Source organism: Streptomyces sp. R41, from assembly GCF_041053055.1.
Lineage (GTDB): Bacteria > Actinomycetota > Actinomycetes > Streptomycetales > Streptomycetaceae > Streptomyces.
In genome coordinates this window covers 2,648,959-2,666,789 of record NZ_CP163443.1, presented here as the reverse complement: position 1 = coordinate 2,666,789, position 17,831 = coordinate 2,648,959, and the positions used below count along the sequence as shown (strand labels likewise).

The 17,831-nt window shown below is 68.6% G+C and carries 15 protein-coding genes and 1 pseudogene; 5 read left to right on the top strand and 11 right to left on the bottom strand.

The genetic code is table 11. The features are described 5' to 3' along the window. From AB5J53_RS12555 to AB5J53_RS12545, 3 genes are all read left to right on the top strand, one after another. Nucleotides 1-1,014 (top strand): pectinesterase family protein, encoded by a 1,014-nt coding sequence (locus AB5J53_RS12555; protein WP_369245707.1) that lies wholly within the window; start codon nt 1-3, stop codon nt 1,012-1,014. 100 nt (nt 1,015-1,114) lie between these two features. Continuing rightward, nucleotides 1,115-2,227, top strand: coding sequence for a chondroitinase-B domain-containing protein (locus tag AB5J53_RS12550; protein WP_369245706.1), 1,113 nt, complete (start codon nt 1,115-1,117; stop codon nt 2,225-2,227). Nucleotides 2,228-2,324: 97 nt separating this feature from the next. After that, nucleotides 2,325-3,119: an HAD family acid phosphatase gene (locus AB5J53_RS12545; protein ID WP_369245705.1), complete on the top strand. Its 795-nt coding sequence runs from the start codon at nt 2,325-2,327 to the stop codon at nt 3,117-3,119. On the opposite strand, the gene AB5J53_RS12540 is transcribed toward AB5J53_RS12545, so the two are convergent. After that, the gene (locus tag AB5J53_RS12540) at nt 3,112-5,322 is read right to left on the bottom strand and encodes a family 43 glycosylhydrolase (protein WP_369245704.1); all 2,211 of its coding nucleotides are present in this window, start codon (nt 5,320-5,322) and stop codon (nt 3,112-3,114) included. The two genes, AB5J53_RS12545 and AB5J53_RS12540, sit on opposite strands and share 8 nt — an antisense overlap. A 263-nt stretch (nt 5,323-5,585) precedes the next feature. On the opposite strand from AB5J53_RS12540, the gene AB5J53_RS12535 reads away from it, so the two are divergent. Beyond that, nucleotides 5,586-6,743, top strand: a complete 1,158-nt coding sequence (locus AB5J53_RS12535) for a right-handed parallel beta-helix repeat-containing protein (RefSeq protein WP_369245703.1) — start codon at nt 5,586-5,588, stop codon at nt 6,741-6,743. 72 nt (nt 6,744-6,815) lie between these two features. Here AB5J53_RS12535 and AB5J53_RS12530 read toward each other — a convergent pair. The 4 genes and pseudogenes from AB5J53_RS12530 to AB5J53_RS12515 form a co-directional block, all read right to left on the bottom strand. After that, nucleotides 6,816-7,325: pseudogene (locus AB5J53_RS12530) on the bottom strand (polysaccharide lyase family protein); the annotation flags it as partial. A gap of 163 nt (nt 7,326-7,488) precedes the next feature. Beyond that, nucleotides 7,489-8,319, bottom strand: a complete 831-nt coding sequence (locus tag AB5J53_RS12525; protein ID WP_369245702.1) for a pectate lyase — start codon at nt 8,317-8,319, stop codon at nt 7,489-7,491. A 124-nt stretch (nt 8,320-8,443) separates the two neighbouring features. Next, entirely contained in the window at nt 8,444-9,307 is an 864-nt protein-coding gene (locus AB5J53_RS12520) for a hypothetical protein (RefSeq protein WP_369245701.1), read from the bottom strand. After that, nucleotides 9,304-9,870 carry a SigE family RNA polymerase sigma factor gene (locus tag AB5J53_RS12515; protein WP_369245700.1) on the bottom strand — a complete coding sequence of 189 codons (567 nt, stop codon included), beginning with the start codon at nt 9,868-9,870 and terminating at the stop codon, nt 9,304-9,306. Before AB5J53_RS12515 ends, AB5J53_RS12520 begins: the two co-directional genes overlap by 4 nt. A 258-nt stretch (nt 9,871-10,128) precedes the next feature. On the opposite strand from AB5J53_RS12515, the gene AB5J53_RS12510 reads away from it, so the two are divergent. Then, complete coding sequence (locus tag AB5J53_RS12510; RefSeq protein WP_369245699.1) at nt 10,129-11,580, top strand: NCS2 family permease; 1,452 nt, start codon at nt 10,129-10,131, stop codon at nt 11,578-11,580. Nucleotides 11,581-11,700: 120 nt separating this feature from the next. Here AB5J53_RS12510 and AB5J53_RS12505 read toward each other — a convergent pair whose 3' ends face one another. The 6 genes from AB5J53_RS12505 to AB5J53_RS12480 form a co-directional block, all read right to left on the bottom strand. Continuing rightward, entirely contained in the window at nt 11,701-13,152 is a 1,452-nt protein-coding gene (locus tag AB5J53_RS12505) for a peptidoglycan D,D-transpeptidase FtsI family protein (RefSeq protein ID WP_369245698.1), read from the bottom strand. Nucleotides 13,153-13,247: 95 nt separating this feature from the next. Further along, nucleotides 13,248-13,919: a response regulator gene (locus tag AB5J53_RS12500; protein WP_369245697.1), complete on the bottom strand. Its 672-nt coding sequence runs from the start codon at nt 13,917-13,919 to the stop codon at nt 13,248-13,250. Then, complete coding sequence (locus AB5J53_RS12495; RefSeq protein ID WP_369245696.1) at nt 13,916-15,175, bottom strand: sensor histidine kinase; 1,260 nt, start codon at nt 15,173-15,175, stop codon at nt 13,916-13,918. The genes AB5J53_RS12500 and AB5J53_RS12495 overlap by 4 nt, the downstream gene beginning before the upstream one ends. After that, nucleotides 15,172-16,197, bottom strand: coding sequence for a hypothetical protein (locus tag AB5J53_RS12490; protein ID WP_369245695.1), 1,026 nt, complete (start codon nt 16,195-16,197; stop codon nt 15,172-15,174). The genes AB5J53_RS12495 and AB5J53_RS12490 overlap by 4 nt, the downstream gene beginning before the upstream one ends. A 303-nt stretch (nt 16,198-16,500) precedes the next feature. Continuing rightward, nucleotides 16,501-16,974 (bottom strand): GNAT family N-acetyltransferase, encoded by a 474-nt coding sequence (locus tag AB5J53_RS12485; protein WP_369252191.1) that lies wholly within the window; start codon nt 16,972-16,974, stop codon nt 16,501-16,503. A gap of 10 nt (nt 16,975-16,984) precedes the next feature. Further along, nucleotides 16,985-17,758 carry an IclR family transcriptional regulator gene (locus tag AB5J53_RS12480; protein WP_028803360.1) on the bottom strand — a complete coding sequence of 258 codons (774 nt, stop codon included), beginning with the start codon at nt 17,756-17,758 and terminating at the stop codon, nt 16,985-16,987. Nucleotides 17,759-17,831: the final 73 nt, after the last annotated feature.

The following is a 17,831-nucleotide window of genomic DNA, read 5'->3' as shown; positions in this document are numbered from 1 at the left end:
ATGCGCCGACGCTCATTCCTCGCGGCAGGGGCGCTGACCGCTCTCGGCGCGACGCCCGCCTTCGCGGGCGGACGCCGGGACATCCACGTCCGCCCCGGCGACTCCGTCCAGGCCGCCGTGGACGCGGTCGACGGCCCCGGCCGGACGATCGTCGTCCACCCGGGAACGTACCGCGAAGTCGTCAACATCCCGTCCGACAAGGCGGATTTGACCCTGCGCGGCGCCGGCCGCGATCCGCGCGACGCCGTCATCGTGTACGACAACGCCAACGGGACGCAGAAGCCGGACGGTTCCGGGACCTACGGCACCGCGGGCTCCGCCACCCTCACCTCGGCGGCGCCCGGGCTGAGCGTGCACGGGCTGACGATCGCCAACGACTGGCTGCGCGCGGACCACCCGGAGATCACGGGGACGCAGGCGGTGGCGGCGTACGTCACCGGGGACCGCTCGCACTTCTCGCGCGTACGCCTGCTGGCCCACCAGGACACCCTGTTCGCGGACACGACGGCGCTCACCGCCTTCGACCGCCACTATTACCGCGACTGCTACATCGAGGGCGACGTCGACTTCGTCTTCGGCCGGGCCACCGCCGTCTTCGAGCGCTGCCACTTCCACACCCTCGACCGGGACGTCACCTTCAGGCCCGAGGGGATGGTCTTCGCACCGTCCACGGCCCGCGCCAACCCGTACGGCTTCCTGGCGGTGCTCAGTCGGGTCACCTCCGGCGCCGAGGACGGTGCGTACAAGATCGCACGGCCGTGGGTCCCGTCGTACGAGACCACGGCCCGGCCCTCGCTCGTCGTCAGGGAGACCTGGCTCGGGCCCGGCATCGACGCCGTGACGCCGTACATCGACATGCGCGAGGCCTACCCCTGGCAGTCCATGCGCTTTCGGGAGTACCGCAACACGGGCCCCGGCGCGGAGGTCACCGTGCCGGAGAACCGTCCCCAGTTCACGGACGCCGAGGCCGAGTCTCACACCCGTGCCGCGTATCTCGGCGACTGGCGCCCCTGAAGGCGCCCGAAAAAATCAATAAATCCCCCGACGGAATCGACAAGTCACCCGAAGAAATCGACAAGTCCCCAGCAGGAATCGACGAAAGGACCGCACTCCTATGTCTCGTCGTACCGCTCTCACCCTCGCCGCCGCCCTGGCGCTCGGCGCCGGACTCGCCGCCCTCCCCACCCAGGCCCAGGCGGCGACGGTCGTCGTCAGCACCACGGCCGACCTCACCAGCGCCATCAAGAACGCCACCGCGGGCACCGTCATCCAGGTGCGCGGCGGCACGTACTACCCGACGGCCACGCTCCAGTCGACCGCCAACGGCACCTCGTCGAACCCGGTCACCCTCCAGGCGTACGGCTCGGAGACGGTGAAGATCGACGGTTCCTCGCTGCCGTCCGGCGACTGGATCTTCAAGCTGACGGCCGACTACTGGAACGTCTCGGGCATCACCTTCCAGAACTCCCCGGACAGCGCCGTCGTCTGCCAGTCCTGCACCGGCACGAACTGGAACAACATCAAGACCATCAACGGCGGCGACTCCGGCTTCACGCTCACCGGCGACGGCACCGTCAACAACACGGTCAAGAACATCGACTCGTACGGCAACTACGACGCCGCGGGCCACGGCGAGAACGCGGACGGCGTCGCGGTGAAGTTCGGCTCCGGCACCGGCAATCTGATCACCGGCGCCCGCCTGTACAACAACTCGGACGACGGCATCGACCTCTGGTCCTTCTCGTCCCCCGTCACCATCGAGCACACCTGGTCCTTCGGCAACGGCAAGAACCGCTGGTCCGACTCGGCCTTCGCGGGCGACGGCAACGGCTACAAGCTGGGCGGCGACGGCGAGGTCGTCGCGCACGTCGTCAACAACTCCGCCGCCTGGGACGACGCGGGCAACGGCTTCACCGAGAACTCCAACACCGGCGCGATCGTCATCAACCGCACCACGGCGTACGCCAACGGCAAGTACGGCTACTACTTCGCGACCAGCTCCGCGAAGCTCGGCAAGAACCTGGCCGTGAGCAACGGTTCCGCGGCCGTCTCCAAGGGCGCCTCGGTGACCTCCGCCGGCAACAACTGGGACTCCGGCATCGCCACCCCGTCCTTCATCTCCACGGACGCGACCAGCACGTACAACTCCCGCAAGTCCGACGGCTCGCTGCCCGCGACCACGTTCCTGACGACGGGCAGCACGACGATCGGCGCCACCATGAACTGACCCCTCCGGCGGCGCGAGGCCAAAGTTGTCTGTGGACTATGTATCGATCAGGCAACGGGCCTCGCGTTGAAGGGGGTGACGCGCGTAGAAACCTGTCATGCATAAGCCACTGCGTATCGCGGCCATCGCCGCCACCTGTGCCGTCGCCGGTGCCGCCCTGTACGGCACCGGCGTCGCAACCGCCGGTCAGTCGACGGCGAACTCGACCCACGAGCCCTACAACATCGGGCTCCTGGTCAAGGACATCGACACCTACTACGGCACCACGCTCGACAGCAACGGCGTGTACCAGGCGTCCACGGACAGCCCGTACGCCAAGGACCTGGCGCGCATCGACTCCGACGCCAAGAAGTACATAGACAAGGCGGCGCGCAAGGCGCACCACCGGGGCGAGAACCCCGCGGTCGTCTTCGACATCGACGACACGCTGCTGCTCTCCCTCGACTACGAGAAGAAGACCAACTACACGTACAACTCGGCCTCTTGGGCCGCATACGTGGCCCAGGCCGACCGCCCGGCCGTCTTCGGCACCCCCGAACTCGTCGAGTACGCCGAGTCCAAGGGCGTCGAGGTCTTCTACAACTCGGGTCTGAAGGAGTCGCAGCGCGCCTCCGCGGTCGAGAACCTGAAGAAGGTCGGCGTCGACATCAACCTGGACGCCGACCACATGTTCCTCAAGGACGCGGCGAACCCGCCCGCGTACCTGAGCGACTGCGCCACCGCCGCCGCGTGGAACTGCACCACTGTGCAGTACAAGTCCGGCACCCGTCAGCACATCGAGTCCCTCGGGTACGAGATCGTCGCCAACTTCGGCGACCAGTACTCCGACCTCGAAGGGGGCTACGCCGACAAGACGTACAAGCTCCCGAACCCGACGTACTTCGTCAGCTAGTCCGTACGGGCCTGATCGACTCCAGGGTCGGCACCACCGGCTCGATGGTCCCGTCCGCCGCGAAGGTGAGTCGGTCGATCGTCGTCTCCCGGTGCGTGCCGTCCCCGCCGGGCTTCCCGGGGCCGTTGAGGGCGAACCGGTGGTAGACGATGTACCAGTCGTCCGTGCCGGGGACGTTCACCACGGAGTGGTGTCCGGTGCCCTTGATGCCGTACTCCGGGCGCTTGGACAGGATCGTGCCCCGCTTGGTCCACGGGCCGAGCGGGGACGGTCCCGTCGCGTAGGCGACGTGGTAGTTCTCGCTGCGGGTGTCGTCCTCGGACCACATGAAGTAGTACGTGCCCCGCCGCTTGACCACGAAGGATCCCTCGCGGAAGTCCGTCTGGGTGATGTCCTTCACCCGCGTCGCGTCGAACGAGACCATGTCGTCGTTCAGCGGCACGACGTACCCGTGCCCGTTGCCCCAGTAGAGATACGCCTGGCCGTCGTCGTCCGTGAAGACCGCCGGGTCGATCATCTGGCCCGTGAACTGCCCCTTGGCGACCAGGGGTTTGCCGAGCGCGTCCGTGAAGGGACCCGCCGGGGAGTCCGCGACGGCCACACCTATCTGCTGCTCGGCACAGAAGTAGAAGTAGTACTTGCCGTTCTTCGAAGCGATCGCGGGTGCCCAGGCGTTCTTGTCCGCCCACGACACATCAGGACCCAGGTCCAGGATCACGCCGTGGTCCTTCCAGTGCACCAGATCCTTCGACGAGTACGCCTTGAAGCTCGTCCCGCTCCAGCCCGCGTAGCCGTCCGTCGTCGGGTAGATCCAGTACTGGCCGTCCAGGTAGTGGACGTCGGGATCGGCGTTGAGGCCCGGGAGGACGGGACTTCGGGTCGGGACCGCCTCGACCGTCCAGGTGCGGGTGGCTCCGTCCGCGGCGGTCACGGTGTACGTCCGTGGCTTGCGGAAGTCGCGGCGCGTGCCGGACCCGGGGCTCAGCTCGGCGCCCTCGCCGACCCACAGCTTCGGCGCGAGCCGCGAGAGGTCCGCTCCGGGCTCCATCGGCAGCACGACCTTCGAGGAGGCCTCGGTGACGACCGCGTATCCCTTCTGCCCGTGCGCCGTCGCGTCCACGACCGAGGTTCCCGTCACCGGATACACGGCGAGCAGCCGGTCGTACTCCGCCTGTGTCACCGGCATGACGGTGCCGTGCCGCGGGCTCGCGGGCAGCTGGTAGTCCGTCGACATGCTCCACTTGCCGGAGTCGAGGTCGGTCGTCTCGAAGGGGACGTAGCCGCGGCCGCCGTACTCGTCGATGAACAGGTACCACTTGTTCTCGGTGTTGGACTTGAAGACCGTCGGCCCCTCGCCGCGGTCGATCGAGCCGCTGCCGATGCAGTCGGAGACGAAGTCGTACTTCGTGTTCGTGAGCGACGTCGACTTCTCCGCGGTGATGAACTTCGAGCAGGGGCTGGACGAGGTGGGGTCGCGCTCGTCCTTGGTGTAGCGGTAGTAACTGCCCTTGTTCTTGATGACCGTTGAGTCGATCACCGAGTAGCCGGGGTCGTCCCAGACCTTCGGCTCGCTGAAGGTGCGGAAGTCCTTCGTGGTGGCGTACAGCATCTTGTTGTACGTCGATCCGGTGTGATCGGGATCGTCGTCGGCGTACAGCTTGGACGCCCAGAAGACGACGTACTCGCCGAGCGTGTCGTCCCAATAGGCCTCCGGTGCCCAGGTGTTGCCCGCGTTGTCGGGGGCGACCTTCACCAGCCGCTGGTCGGTCCAGTGGACCAGGTCGGTGGACTCCCAGATCATGATGGACTTGCTGCCGTGCCGCTGGACGTAGTCCCAGCTGCCACTGCTGTTCTTGTACATCTTCAGGTCGGTGGCGATGAGATAGAACTTGTCGCCCTCGGGGGAGCGGATCACGAACGGGTCGCGCAGCCCCTTCTCACCCAGGTCCGAGGTGAGGACGGGCTTTGCGGCATTCAACTCCCGCCAGTGCAAAGGGTCGTTGCCGCGGCTGAGGGCGTATCGGATCTGCTCGCCGTCGGCGGTGCCCTCGCCGGTGAAGTAGGCGAAGAGATAGCCGGCGTACTTCTGTTTGTTCACGTGGGGTGCTCCGGGTTGCGCGGCGGGGCTGGGCGGTGCCGCGAGCAGGCCCAGCAGAAGGGCGAACAGGGGGATCAGGAGCGTGCGGGCGGTGCGGCGTCGCATGACACATCCTGTCGGAGTCTGATGGATTCTGTTGATCGAACTGCCCTCGGAGTGTCACCAGTTGGGAACGGTGCGTCAATCGATGCGAGCGGGGTGAGGGTGGCGAAAAATTTCGATCGCTTTCGCAGGGCCCTCGGCAACCCTTTTGGCCGCGGCGGCGACCAGAGAGCAGAAGCGGGCCGGGGCGGCCCCTCCGGCCCGCTTCGCGGCAGCTCCGATTCCCCAGGAGCGGCAGCCCCATTTCCCTAGGAAAGGAACGCCCCGTGCGTCAGAGCATCGGACGCCATCGCAGGACCCGCACGCTCTCGATCGCCGCCGCGGTGGCCGTCGCCGCGGGGGCGGGTGGCGTCTACCTCGGCCTCTCGGGCAACGGCTCGGCCCAGGCCGCCGCCACCACGGTCACCGTCTCCACCACCGCCCAGCTGGAGTCGGCTGTCGCGGGCGCCGCCGCCGGTACGACCATCCAGGTGCGCGGCGGCACGTACTACCCGACGGCCACGCTCAAGTCCACGGCCAACGGCACCAGTTCTACGCGCATCACGCTCACCGCGTACGGCAGCGAGAAGGTGAAGATCGACGGCTCCAAGCTCGCCGCCGGTTCCTGGCTGGCCGGGATCTACGGCGACTACTGGACCGTCCAGAACATCACCTGGCAGAACTCGCCCGCCCAGGGCTTCGTCGCCACCTCCTCCGTCGGCGGCGTCTTCAAGAACCTGGTCACCGCGAACAACGGCGATTCCGGCTTCACCCTGCGAGGTGACGACACGACGAACAACCTCGTGCAGAACCTGGACAGCTACGGCAACTACGACGCGGCGGGCCACGGCCAGAACGCCGACGGCATCGCGATCAAGTTCGGCTCGGGCACCGGCAACAAGGTCACCGGAGCCCGCCTCTACAGCAACTCGGACGACGGCCTCGACCTGTGGCAGTTCTCCTCGCCCGTCACCATCGAGCACTCCTGGGCCTTCGGCAACGGCAAGAACCGCTGGAACGACTCGGCCTTCGAGGGCAACGGCAACGGGTTCAAGCTGGGCGGCGGAGGTGTCGCGGTCGCGCACGTCGTGAACAACAACGCCGCCTGGGACAACACGCTGAACGGCTTCACCGAGAACTCCAACACCGGGGCGATCGTGCTCAACCGCAACACCGCGTACGCCAATACCGAGGCCGGCTTCTACTTCGCCACGGGGAAGGCGCGGCTCGCCAGGAATCTCGCGGTGAGCAACAAGGGCGGCCTGGACAAGCTCGGCTCGTCCACCGTCTCCGCGTCCAACAACTGGGACAGCGGTGTCTCCACGCCGTCCTTCAAGTCGACGGACGCGACGACCGCGTACGGGGCTCGCCCGTCGAGCGGCTCGCTGCCCTCGACGACGTTCCTGACCACGGGCTCCACGACCATCGGCTCGACCATGAACTGACCCGGCGCGTATGAATGAACGCCCCCGCCGGTCGTCACCGGCGGGGGCGTTCCTCTGCTGACCGAGGGGGGCTCAGGCCAGCAGGTCAATGCAGTCGAACGACGTGCCCGGGCTGAGGTATGCCGAGCCGGTCGAACCACTGACGATGTTGAGTTTCAGCACGTTGTCCTGCGAGGCGTCCGACTTCCACGCACTGCTAGGGACGTCAAAAGCGAACAAGTGGTTCACTCCCCGGTACGAACCCGTGGTGAGCGAGCGCGTCGAGGGCTGCGTGGGCGCCGAAGGGATGGCCGAGACCCAGTCGTTGACCGTCACCCGCGGACGCCCGTTGAGGAACGCGTCCGTCACCCCGATGCGCAGGGTGTGCGCGGCGGCGGCCTGCGCCGCGGTCAGCTTGAAGTAGACGAGGATGCCGTCGTTGACGTCCTTCCAGATGTAGGCCGGGAAGGACGCGGCCTCGCCGCCGCTGCCGATGGTCACGTTCCCGGTCCACTTCGCCGCGCGGGCGTCGGAGGGATGCGCGTACGTCATCAGCTCGGCGTTCTTGAACTCGCCGGGTGTGCCGTCCCAGTCGCCGAGCCGCACATAGTTGGAGCCGTCGTCCGTGTAGCCGAAGGCCGCGGCCGAGGCGGACGACAGGAGGCCGGTGCCCCCGGCGACGCCGGTGGCGGCGACGCCGATCGCCGAGGCCCCGAGCACACGTCGGCGCGTGAGGCGTTTTCCGTGCATGCTCAAGGGGATTCCGTCACTCGTAGCTGATGTCGGACGCCGTGAACTTGCAGGACGTGCCGTCCGGGCCGGTGCCCATCTCAGTGGGCTCCTTGCCGGTGTTGTTGCCCTGGAAGCGGACGCAGGTCTTGATCTTCCTGCCGCTGTCGCCGTGGATGCGCACCTTGCGCAGGGCGGCCGTGTCGCCGTAGTTGGAGTTGATGCCGACGATCGCCTTCAGGGGCGCGGTGACATCCACGTCGTTGATGATGACCGTGCGCTTGTACTGCGTCTTGCAGTTGCCGCAGGAGCGCACCAGCTTGCCGGAGTTCTCGACCTGGAACTTGCTGACGACGAGCTTGCCCGCGCCGTTGAACTGCAGCACCTTGTCGTCCGCGTTCTTCGCGCCGCCGCCGTAGACCTTGTACACGGCCGACGACGACTTGCCCTTGAAGCTCGCCGCGTCCTCGCCGACGTCCAGCCACCACACGTTCTGCAGCGTGCAGCTGCCCAGGCAGTGGACACCGTCGGCGGCCGGGGTACCGATGATGACGTTCTTGAGGACCGCGCCGTCCTTGAGCTCGAAGATCGGGCCCTGGTCCTCGGACTGGTCACTCGTGCCGAGGTCGCCGGAGCCGTAGAACTTCTTCAGCTTGCCGTCGTACGTGCCGGACACCGAGATCGTCGACGGGACGGCCTTGCTGCCCGTGGCCGTCGGCCAGGCCGACGCCGCGCCGGCGGAGGACAGCATCGTCGTGGTGACGATCGCCGCGCCGGTGATGCCGAGAGCGGCCACGCCGCCGATCACGGCACGCCGCCTGGTGACCCGGCGGCGGTGGCGTACGCGCTGTTCAACTCGTGCAGTCATGGACCGAGTTCCTTGAGTGGTGAGGAGACCTTTGCGTCTCCTGGTCGCCACTGGTGAGGAAAGGGTTGCCGGGTCCGCGGATTTCTCTACGGAAGTCCGCTACGAGTTCTCCTGCCGGCGATCGCTACGAGTCGCCGTCACCGGTGTCGTGCGCCGCGAAGTCCCCGGTCACGGTGGACTGTTCGCCGTCCGTGGTGGTGGCCGTCGCCGAGTAGCTGTCGTCCTTCGCGTCCCGGCCGCCGCGGTCGTGGTCGTACTGGCCCGCGAACACCCACTCGCCCGGCCAGACCTTGTGGTCCGGCTTGAGCACCCAGGTGTAGACGAGGAAGCCGTCCTTCTCCGCGACCGTCGTGGTGAAGTCGTCTTCGGGCAGCGAACGCCAGGCGCCCGCGTCGGTGACCCCGCCGGTCTGCTTGACCTTCAACTCGACGGTGAGCGAGGCGAGTTCCTTGCTCGGCTTCAGGGTCACATTGCTCTGCGCCCAGAACTCGTTGCTGTGCGGGTCGACCGAGCCGTCGGACCAGAGCGGGCCGTCCGCGTTGCCCGTGGCGGGCGGCCCGGCCGTGGTGGAGTTCTCGGGTGTCGGGGTACCGGAGGGCGACGGACTCGGCTTCCCGGACTGCTTCGGCGTACCGGAACGGTGGGTGGGGTCCGGGGCGACCGGCGCCCGGCTCGTCGCGTCCGGCGACGGATCGGGGGTCGGCGAGACCGCGACGGTCTGCTGCGCCGGAGTGTCGCCCTTCACCGCCGAGGCGACCGCGTAGCCGCCCACCGCGAGGACGCTCGCGACCGCGGCCGTGGCGCCCACGACACGGGCCCAGCCGAGCAGCGGCGGACGCGCCGCGCGCCGCACGGGCCGCCGCTCGTTGCCTCCCGCCATCCCGCGCTCGACCCGGGCCAGGATGCGCGCGCGGTCGGGCTCGTGCGCTTCGGCCGCCTCACGCAGCCCGGCGCGCAGCTCGTCGTGCACGTCCTGCGCCTTCCTCATCGGTCCCTACCTCCGGCTCCGCCCGTGGGCAGCACTCCCGCGTGCACCCGCATCGGTGCCTCGTCGGTGCCGAGAAGCCGTTTCAATTCCGCCATGCCCTTCGACGTCTGGCTCTTCACCGTACCCACGGAAACCCCGAGGGCGAGAGCCGTGTCCTTCTCCGAGAGGTCGAAAGCGTGCCGTAGAACGACACACGCGCGCTTGCGGAACGGCAGTCTGCGCAGCGCTTCCTGGACATCGATCTTGCCCGGTATATCGGGGTTCTCGGTCTTGTCCTCACGCTGCGACCAGAAGAGCGTGATCCGCCGACGCTCGCGCACGGCGCTGCGTATGCGGGTGCGGGCGAGGTTGGCGACCACACCGCGCGCGTACGCCACCGGGTGGTCCGCCGCGCGCACCCGGTCCCAGCGGTGCCACAGCGCGAGCAGCGCGTCCGCCGCCAGATCGTCGGCGGCGTCCGGCTCGCCCGTCAACAGGTTCGCCAGTCGGGCCAGTTCGGCATAGTGCCGTTCGAAGAAGGCGTGGAACTCCACGGAGGCGGCGTCGTCGACGACAGTGCCCACGGGCGACCTCTCCTCGCTGTGGCTTTCGGCACCGGTACGGGTGCGTGCGTATACCACCCCTGTGCGCCACCTGTGAAGGAATGGTGATCACGTGGGGCGAGGTGCGAGAGCGTACCAGCGTTCCGTACAGGACTTCGAACGTCGTATGGCGGGCCGAACTCGATTCCGTAACACGGAGAAAACCTGAAACCGGTTCAACGCGGGAACAATCCAGCCAGCATCCGCGCACAGAGCACGCAGGTAACGAGGAGTATCGCCATGTCCGAAACGCAGAAGGTGACCGATCGGCCAAGTGCCGCGCCACCGACGGGGAACAGCGTCGATCGGTTCTTCAAGATCTCCGCCCGGGGCTCCACCTTCGGCCGGGAGATACGCGGTGGCTTCGCCACGTTCTTCACCATGGCCTACATACTTGTCCTGAATCCGATCATCCTGGGCAGCGCCAAGGACAAGTTCGGCCACCAGCTCGACGCCGTCCAACTCACCACCGCCACCGCCCTGGTGGCCGCGGTCATGACGATCATCATGGGTATCGGCGGCAACCTCCCGCTCGCGCTCGCCGCGGGCCTCGGCCTCAACGCGGTCGTCGCCTTTCAGATCGCCCCGCTGATGAGCTGGGACGACGCGATGGGCCTGATCGTCCTCGAAGGCCTGCTCATCTGCGTGTTGGTGGTGACGGGCCTGCGCGAAGCCGTCATGCACGCGATACCGCAGCCGTTGAAGCAGGCGATCAGTGTCGGCATCGGCCTGTTCATCGCCTTCATCGGCTTCGTCGACGCCGGGTTCGTCACCCGTATCCCGGACGTCGCGAACACGACGGTGCCGGTGCAGCTCGGCGGCACGGGCGCGCTCGCCGGCTGGCCGATTCTCGTCTTCTGCCTCGGAGTTCTGCTGACCATCGGGCTGCTCGCGCGCAAGGTCAAGGGCGCGATCCTGATCAGCATCGTCACCATGACGATCGTGGCGATCATCATCAACTCCGCCGCCGACATCAAGAGCTGGGGCCTGACCACGCCGAAGGTCCCCGACGACGTGGTGGCCTCGCCGGACTTCGGACTGCTCGGTCACTTCAGCCTGTTCGGCTCCTTCGGCGAGACCAGCGCGATCACCGTGGTCCTGCTCGTCTTCACGCTGATCCTGTCCGACTTCTTCGACACCATGGGCACGGTCGTCGGCATCAGCGCGGAGGCGGGCCTCCTCGACGAGGAGGGCAGGGTGCCCAACCTCGGCCGGGTGCTGCTCATCGACGGTGCCGCGGCGGTCGCCGGTGGCGCGGCCTCGGCCTCCTCCTCGACCTCGTACATCGAGTCGGCGGCGGGCGTCGGCGAGGGTGCGCGCACGGGGTTCGCGAACCTGGTCACCGGTGGCCTGTTCGCGCTCGCCCTCTTCCTGACTCCGCTGCTCACGATCGTCCCGCTGCAGGCCGCGGCGCCCGCGCTCGTCGCGGTGGGCTTCCTGATGATGACCCAGGTCAAGCACATCGACTGGGACAAGTACGAGATCGCCATTCCGGCGTTCCTGACCATCGCGGTGATGCCGTTCACGTACTCGATCACCAACGGGATCGGGGCCGGGTTCCTGGCGTACGTCCTGATCAAGACGGTGTTGGGGAAGGCGAAGGACGTGCACTGGCTGCTGTGGGGGGCGTCGGCGCTGTTCCTGGTGTACTTCGCGATCGACCCGATCGAGCAGCTCTTCAACGTGAAGTAAGGAGCTTCCGCCGCTGGTTGGCCGGCTGCGGGCCGTATGTGGCTGGTCGCGCCCACGCGGCGGAGCCGCACAATGTCACAGCCCCGCGCCCCTGAGAACGGGGCGCGGGGGAGCAAGCCCCTAGTTCTTCAGGGCTGCCTTCATCATCGCCTTGGCCACAGGAGCCGCCAAGCCGTTGCCGCTGACCTCGGAGCGGGCCGCGTCGGACTGTTCGACCATGACCGCCACGGCGACCTCCTTGCCGTTGGAGTCGGACTTCGCGTACGACGTGAACCAGGCGTACGGCGTCTTGCTGTTGTTCTCGCCGTGCTGGGCCGTACCGGTCTTGCCACCCACGGTCGCGCCGGAGATCTGGGCGTTCGAGCCCGTGCCGTCCTTGATGACCGTCTGCATCGCCGACTGGAGCTGCTGGGCCGTGGACGAGCTGACGATCTCCTTGGTCTCCGTGCTGTCGTCGTAGTTCTTCAGCACATTGCCGTCGGCGTCACTGGTCTGCGACACCATGTGCGGTGAGACCAGCTTGCCGTCGTTGGCTATGGCAGCGGACACCATGGCCATCTGGAGCGGGGTCGCGGTCACGTCGAACTGGCCGATGCCGGTCAGCGCCGTCGAGGACTTGTCCATGTCCGAGGGGTAGACGCTGGTGTACGCCCGCACCGGCACGTCCTGCGTCTTGTCGTTGAAGCCGAACTTCTCGGCCATCGCCTTGACCTTGTCCTGGCCCAGGTCGACGGCCATCTTCGCGAAGACGTTGTTGCACGAGTACTGGAGCGCGACGCGGATCGTGGCGTTCTCGCAGGGCGCGTTCGGGTTCTCGTTCGACAGCACCCGGGTCGTGCCCGGCAGCGTGTACGGGTCCGGGCTGTCCGTCTTCGTGTCCACGTCCGAGTACAGCCCGTCCTCCAGCGCGGCCGCGGCGACGACCAGCTTGAACGTCGAGCCCGGAGGCAGCGGCTGACGCAGTGCGCGGTTCGTCATCGGCTTGTCCGCGTCCTTCGTCAGCTTCTTCCAGGCGGCGGAGTTGCCGGTGCTGAGCTGCGAGGGGTCGTACGACGGTGTGGAGACGACCGCGAGGATCTTGCCCGTCTTCGGGTCGATCGCGACGGCGGCGCCCTTCTTGTCACCGAGGGCGTTGTAAGCCGCCTTCTGCACATCGGGGTCGATCGTCGTGATCACGTCACCCGGGTCGGCGCGCTTGTTGGTGATCACGCTGAGCGGGTTCTTCAGCTGGGTGTCCGTGCCGTCGAGCAGGTCCTGGTAGACGCCCTCCAGCTGGGTCGCCCCGTACACCTGTGAGCTGTAGCCCGTGACCGCCGCATACAGACTGCCGTCCTTGTACGTGCGCTTGTACTTGAGGTCGCTGCCCTTCGTCTGCGCGGAACCGGTGATCGCGTCGCCGGCCACGATGATGTTCCCGAGCGGGTTCGCGTACAGCGAGATCGCGTTCCGCCGGTTGTCCTTGTTGTCCGCGAGCGCCTTGCCGTCGTAGAACTGCACCCAGGTCGCCCTGATCAGCAGGGAGAGCACGAGCAGCAGAGTGAAGACGGCGGCACGCCTGATCGTCTTGTTCATCCCGCTCAGAAGGACGAGCGAGGAGGAGCGAATCGTTCCCTTCCGCCCGGATTTCTCATGCGTCCTTCATGAAGTGCGTCCTCCCTCGAAGGGGGTCAGCCGCCGTCCTTCATGAAGCCCGCTTCGTAGGCGGCGATGACCGCCTGGGTGCGGTCGCGGGTGCCCGTCTTCGCCAGGACGGCCGCGACGTGGGTCTTCACCGTCGCGGGGCCGACCCCGATACGCCCGGCGATCTCGGCGTTCGTGAGCCCCGCGGCCATCAGCCGCAGTACGTCGCGCTCCCGCACGGTGAGCTTCGCCACCCATGGCGGCGGGGCGGGCCGCGACCGCGCGTGCTCACGGGCCAGTGCCCGCACCGCCGACGGGAACAGCAGCGTGTCGCTGCGCGCGACCAGCCGTACGGCCTGCACGAGCGCGTCGGCTTCGGCCCGTTTGAGCAGGAACCCCGAGGCTCCGGCGCGCAGCGCCTCGTACACGTAGGCGTCGTTCTCGAAGGTGGTCACGACGATGATCCGCGGGGGATCGGGGAGCGTCGCGAGGATCTGCTCGGTGGCGCGGATGCCGTCGATCTCGGGCATGCGCACGTCCATGAGGACGACGTCCGGTGTGAGCTCCCGGACGACGGACACCGCCTCGGCACCGGTCGCCGCCTCGCCGACGACCTCCAGGTCGGGCTCGGCGGCGAGGATCACGCGCAGGGCGGTGCGCACCATGCGTTCGTCGTCGGCGAGGACGATGCGGAGGGAGTGGCCGCGCGGGCTGATCATGAGCTTCCTTCGGTTCTCTGGAGGGGCAGTCGTACGGTCAGGCGCCACACCCCGTCCGTCGGGCCCGCCTCGCACGTGCCGCCGAGCAACCGGGCGCGGTCGGCGATGCCACGCAGCCCGTGACCGCCGCCCGGACGGGGAACGCCGGTCGCGGTGCTCGGGTCCTCCGTGGTGATCTCCAGTTCGTCGCCGACGCCCGCGATCCGCAGGGTCACCGGTGTTCGCGCGCCCGCGTGTTTGAGGGCGTTGCTCAGGCCCTCCTGCACGATGCGGTACGCCTCCCGGGAGACGAGCGGGTGCAGGGTGTCCGGGTCCACCTCGACGGTGGCGGTCACTCGGAGGCCGCCGGCGCGGGTGCGGTGCAGCAGGCCGTCGAGGTCGGCGGCGAGGGTGGGGGCAGGAGCGGTGGAGCGATCGCCGCCCTCCCGCAACACGCCCAGTACCGCGTCCAGTTCGCCCACCGTCCGCCGTGTGGTGTCCTCGATCGCGGCGAGGGCCTCGCGGACGAAGTCCGGGTCGGTGTCGAGGACACGGCGGGCGGCGCTCGCCTGGAGGGTGACCACGCTGAGGGCGTGGCCGACGGAGTCGTGCAGCTCCCGGGCGAGCCGGTTGCGTACGGCGAGGTCGGCGGCGCGGCGTTCGGCCGCCGCGAGCCGGTCCTCGGGCGTGGGCCCGAGCAGCGCGAGCGCCCAGCGGGCCAGCAGGTTTCCGAGGGCGTCGGCGCAGGCCGCGAGCGCGATGAGCGTCGCGGCACCGGCGACCGGCGACAGCGCCAACGCCCAGGTGTGGTCGAGGACTTCGGGCAGACCGAGCCGTGAGTCCCGCAGCCCCGCGACGACCGGCAGCACGATGAGAACCGCCGCGAAGGGCGGTACGGCCAGCGACATCCCGCTGATGACCCCGCCGAAGCCGAGGTGCAGCGTGAACCAGCCGACGGCGCGTCGACGGGCCGCCCAGGTGTGCGGGGGCCCGTCCGCGAGCCGATCGCCGTCGACCCCGCACAGCGCGCGCACCCCGGCCACCGACATCGGCCGGGTCAGCGGGAACAGCGCGGTGATCGCAGCGAGCGGCAACCCGACGGCGAAGGACATGAGTTGCAGGGGGAGCGAGTTGAACACGTAACGCGAGTCGGTGATTGGTCCGACGATGACCTCACCGACGAGGACGTACGGCATCGCGAGCGCGCCGCCGAGGATCAGATGGATCCACCGCCGGCGCGCCCGCCGTCCGAACAGGAACCGGGCGAACTCCCTCACGTGATGCGCCGCGGCGGCCTGGCTGCGCCGGTCCGCTCCGCGAAGAAGTACGCGCCGAGGATGACCACGAGCATGCCGACGATCATGTGCACAGCGTAGGTGAGGTTCATCAGCTCCGTCGGGCGCTCGGCGATGTCGTCCACGCCGCCGAGACTCGCCAGCGACAGCCAGCCGCCCCAGCAGGCCACCGCCCCGGAGCCGATCCAGGCGAGGGCGAGGGGCGCCATCACGGGCAGGGCACGCCCGCGCCGGAAGGCGAGCATCCACGCGCCGGCGACGGCGGACACCAGGAACACGACGTCCATGGCCTCCAGTACGTAGAAGTCGCCGGTCCGGTCCGCGACCCGGCCGGGGCTCAGCCCCGCCGTGCCGCCGCAGGCCCACACCAGATGCGTGACGAGCGGGAAGAGCGCGAGCACGGCCGCGGCGACCGCCGTCGCCCGCTGGGCCGCTCCCACCCGGCTGACCGGCAGCTCCCACACCCGCCCGCGCCACAGGTACCCCCAGCGGTCCCGTGCGTACAGCACGAACAGGGTGCCCAGGGCGAGGCCCTGCAGGATGAAACCTGTGTAGACGACCCCGAACACCCACTCGTCCAGGAACGGTTCCCGACCGCTCTCCAAGGCCTTGTTCCCGGACCCGCCGAGTGCCTTCACCAGGATCTGGAGAGGGAAGCCGGTCATGATCGGCGCGAGCAGGCCGGTGGCCACCCACATCGGCAGGGCCAGCAGCCACGCGGGCACCCGCAGTCCCCAGGGCCGGGTGAGCAGCAGTGCGATCACGATGACGGCCCCGTCCATCAGCACGGTGATGCCGTTGGCCACGGCCATGCCGGTCCGGTGCTTCAGCAGCGAGCTCCCCTCGGGGACACCGAGGTGACTCCCGGCGATCCAGGCGACCTTGAGGGACAGATACGGCACGCACGAGACGATGGCGACGCCGCGGAGGATCCGGCGAAGCCGACTGCTGCCCACGGAACCCGCGGGGGTCGTGTCCGAAGCGGAGGCGAGTGTCTGCGTCATGCCTCCACGCTCCCGTGGCGGGCCCTCCCCCCACGTCCTGCGCGGCGACGATCCGCCTCCGCCGGACGGGGGAGGGGGCGTCTGACTTGCGGGGGTCGGCACCGCCGAGGCGCACCCGGGGTTGAGCGCCGTCACGGCGGATCGGTTGGTCGGGCATCTGCGGTGCCGGACCAACCAACGAGGAGGCGAGGGGGCGCAACCGGATGGTGCTGCCCCCTCACCCCGCCGCGACGGCGCGCGACCACGAGGGTGCTGTGCGGCGGTACCGGATGGGCTCCGGGTCGGGCCCGGTCCACGTCGTGCTCAGGTCTCCAGAGTGAGTACGACCTCGGGTATCTCCTCGCCGCGGGCGTTGGCGTAGCCGCTGGCCTGGGCGGTTACGCGGAAGCCGCACTTCTCCAGGACCCGGCGGGAGGCGGTGTTGTCCGCGGCGGCGCGGGCGTACAGCGGGCGTTCGTGGACCTGCTCCAGGAGGGCTCGCAACGCCGCTGTCGCGATGCCGCGGCCCCAGTACGCGCGGTCGATCCAGTACGTGACCTCCCGCTCGCCCGGCGAGCCGTACACCGACGCGCTGCCGAGGACGTCGCCGTCCATCAGGACCGTACGGACGACGACGTCGGACGAGGAGCGGATACGACGCCAGTGGGCGTCGAAGGCGGTCCAGTCGGCGGGGTCCTGCGGGGTGAACGCGGCCATGCGGAGCGCTTCCGGGTCGTTCATCTGGCGGAAGAAGACCGGCAGGTCGCTGTCGTGCACCTCGCGGAGGACGACATCCATGGGGGACACGTCAGAGCCTCCGCGTCGCGAGCGTGAGCCGGTCGCGCGCGTCGAACAGCGCGTCCTTGACCATCTGTTCGTGCGCGGGGGTGAGACGGGCCACCGGGACCGAGCAGCTGATCGCGTCGCGGGCGGGCGTGCGGTACGGGATCGCCACGCCGAAGCAGCGCAGCCCCAGCGTGTTCTCCTCGCGGTCCACCGCGAAGCCCTGCTCCCGCACCTGGTGCAGCTCCTCGATGAGCTTCTCCCGGTCGGTGATCGTGTGCTCGGTGAGCGCGGGGAGGGTCTCGGGGAGCATCTTGCGGACCTGCTCGTCGGTGTGGGTGGCGAGCAGGGCCTTGCCGAGGGAGGTGGAGTGCGCGGGGAGACGGCGGCCCACCCGGGTGAAGGGGCGCAGGTAGTGCTGGGACTGGCGGGTGGCCAGGTAGACCACGTTCGTGCCGTCCAGGCGCGCCAGGTGGATCGTCTCCGTCGTGTCGTCGGAGAGCCGGTCCAGCGTGGGCCGGGCCGCCGCGACCACCTCGTCGCCGTCGATGTACGACGTGCCGACCAGCAGCGCGCGTACGCCGATGCCGTACCGCGTGCCCGTCGCGTCCGTCTCGACCCAGCCGAGCTCCACGAGCGTACGCAGCAGCATGTACAGGCTGGACTTGGGATAACCAACGGCCTCCTGGACCGCGGCCAGGGAGTGCATTCCGGGCCGGCCGGCGAAGTATTCGAGCAATTCCACGGTCCGCACCGCGGACTTGACCTGCGCCCCGCCGCCTGTCTCGCCTGCCGACATCGCCCTTGACCCCTTCGTTGGACGGGAAATAGTCTCCGCATCATATTCACCAACAGAGACAGCGTTCAGTATA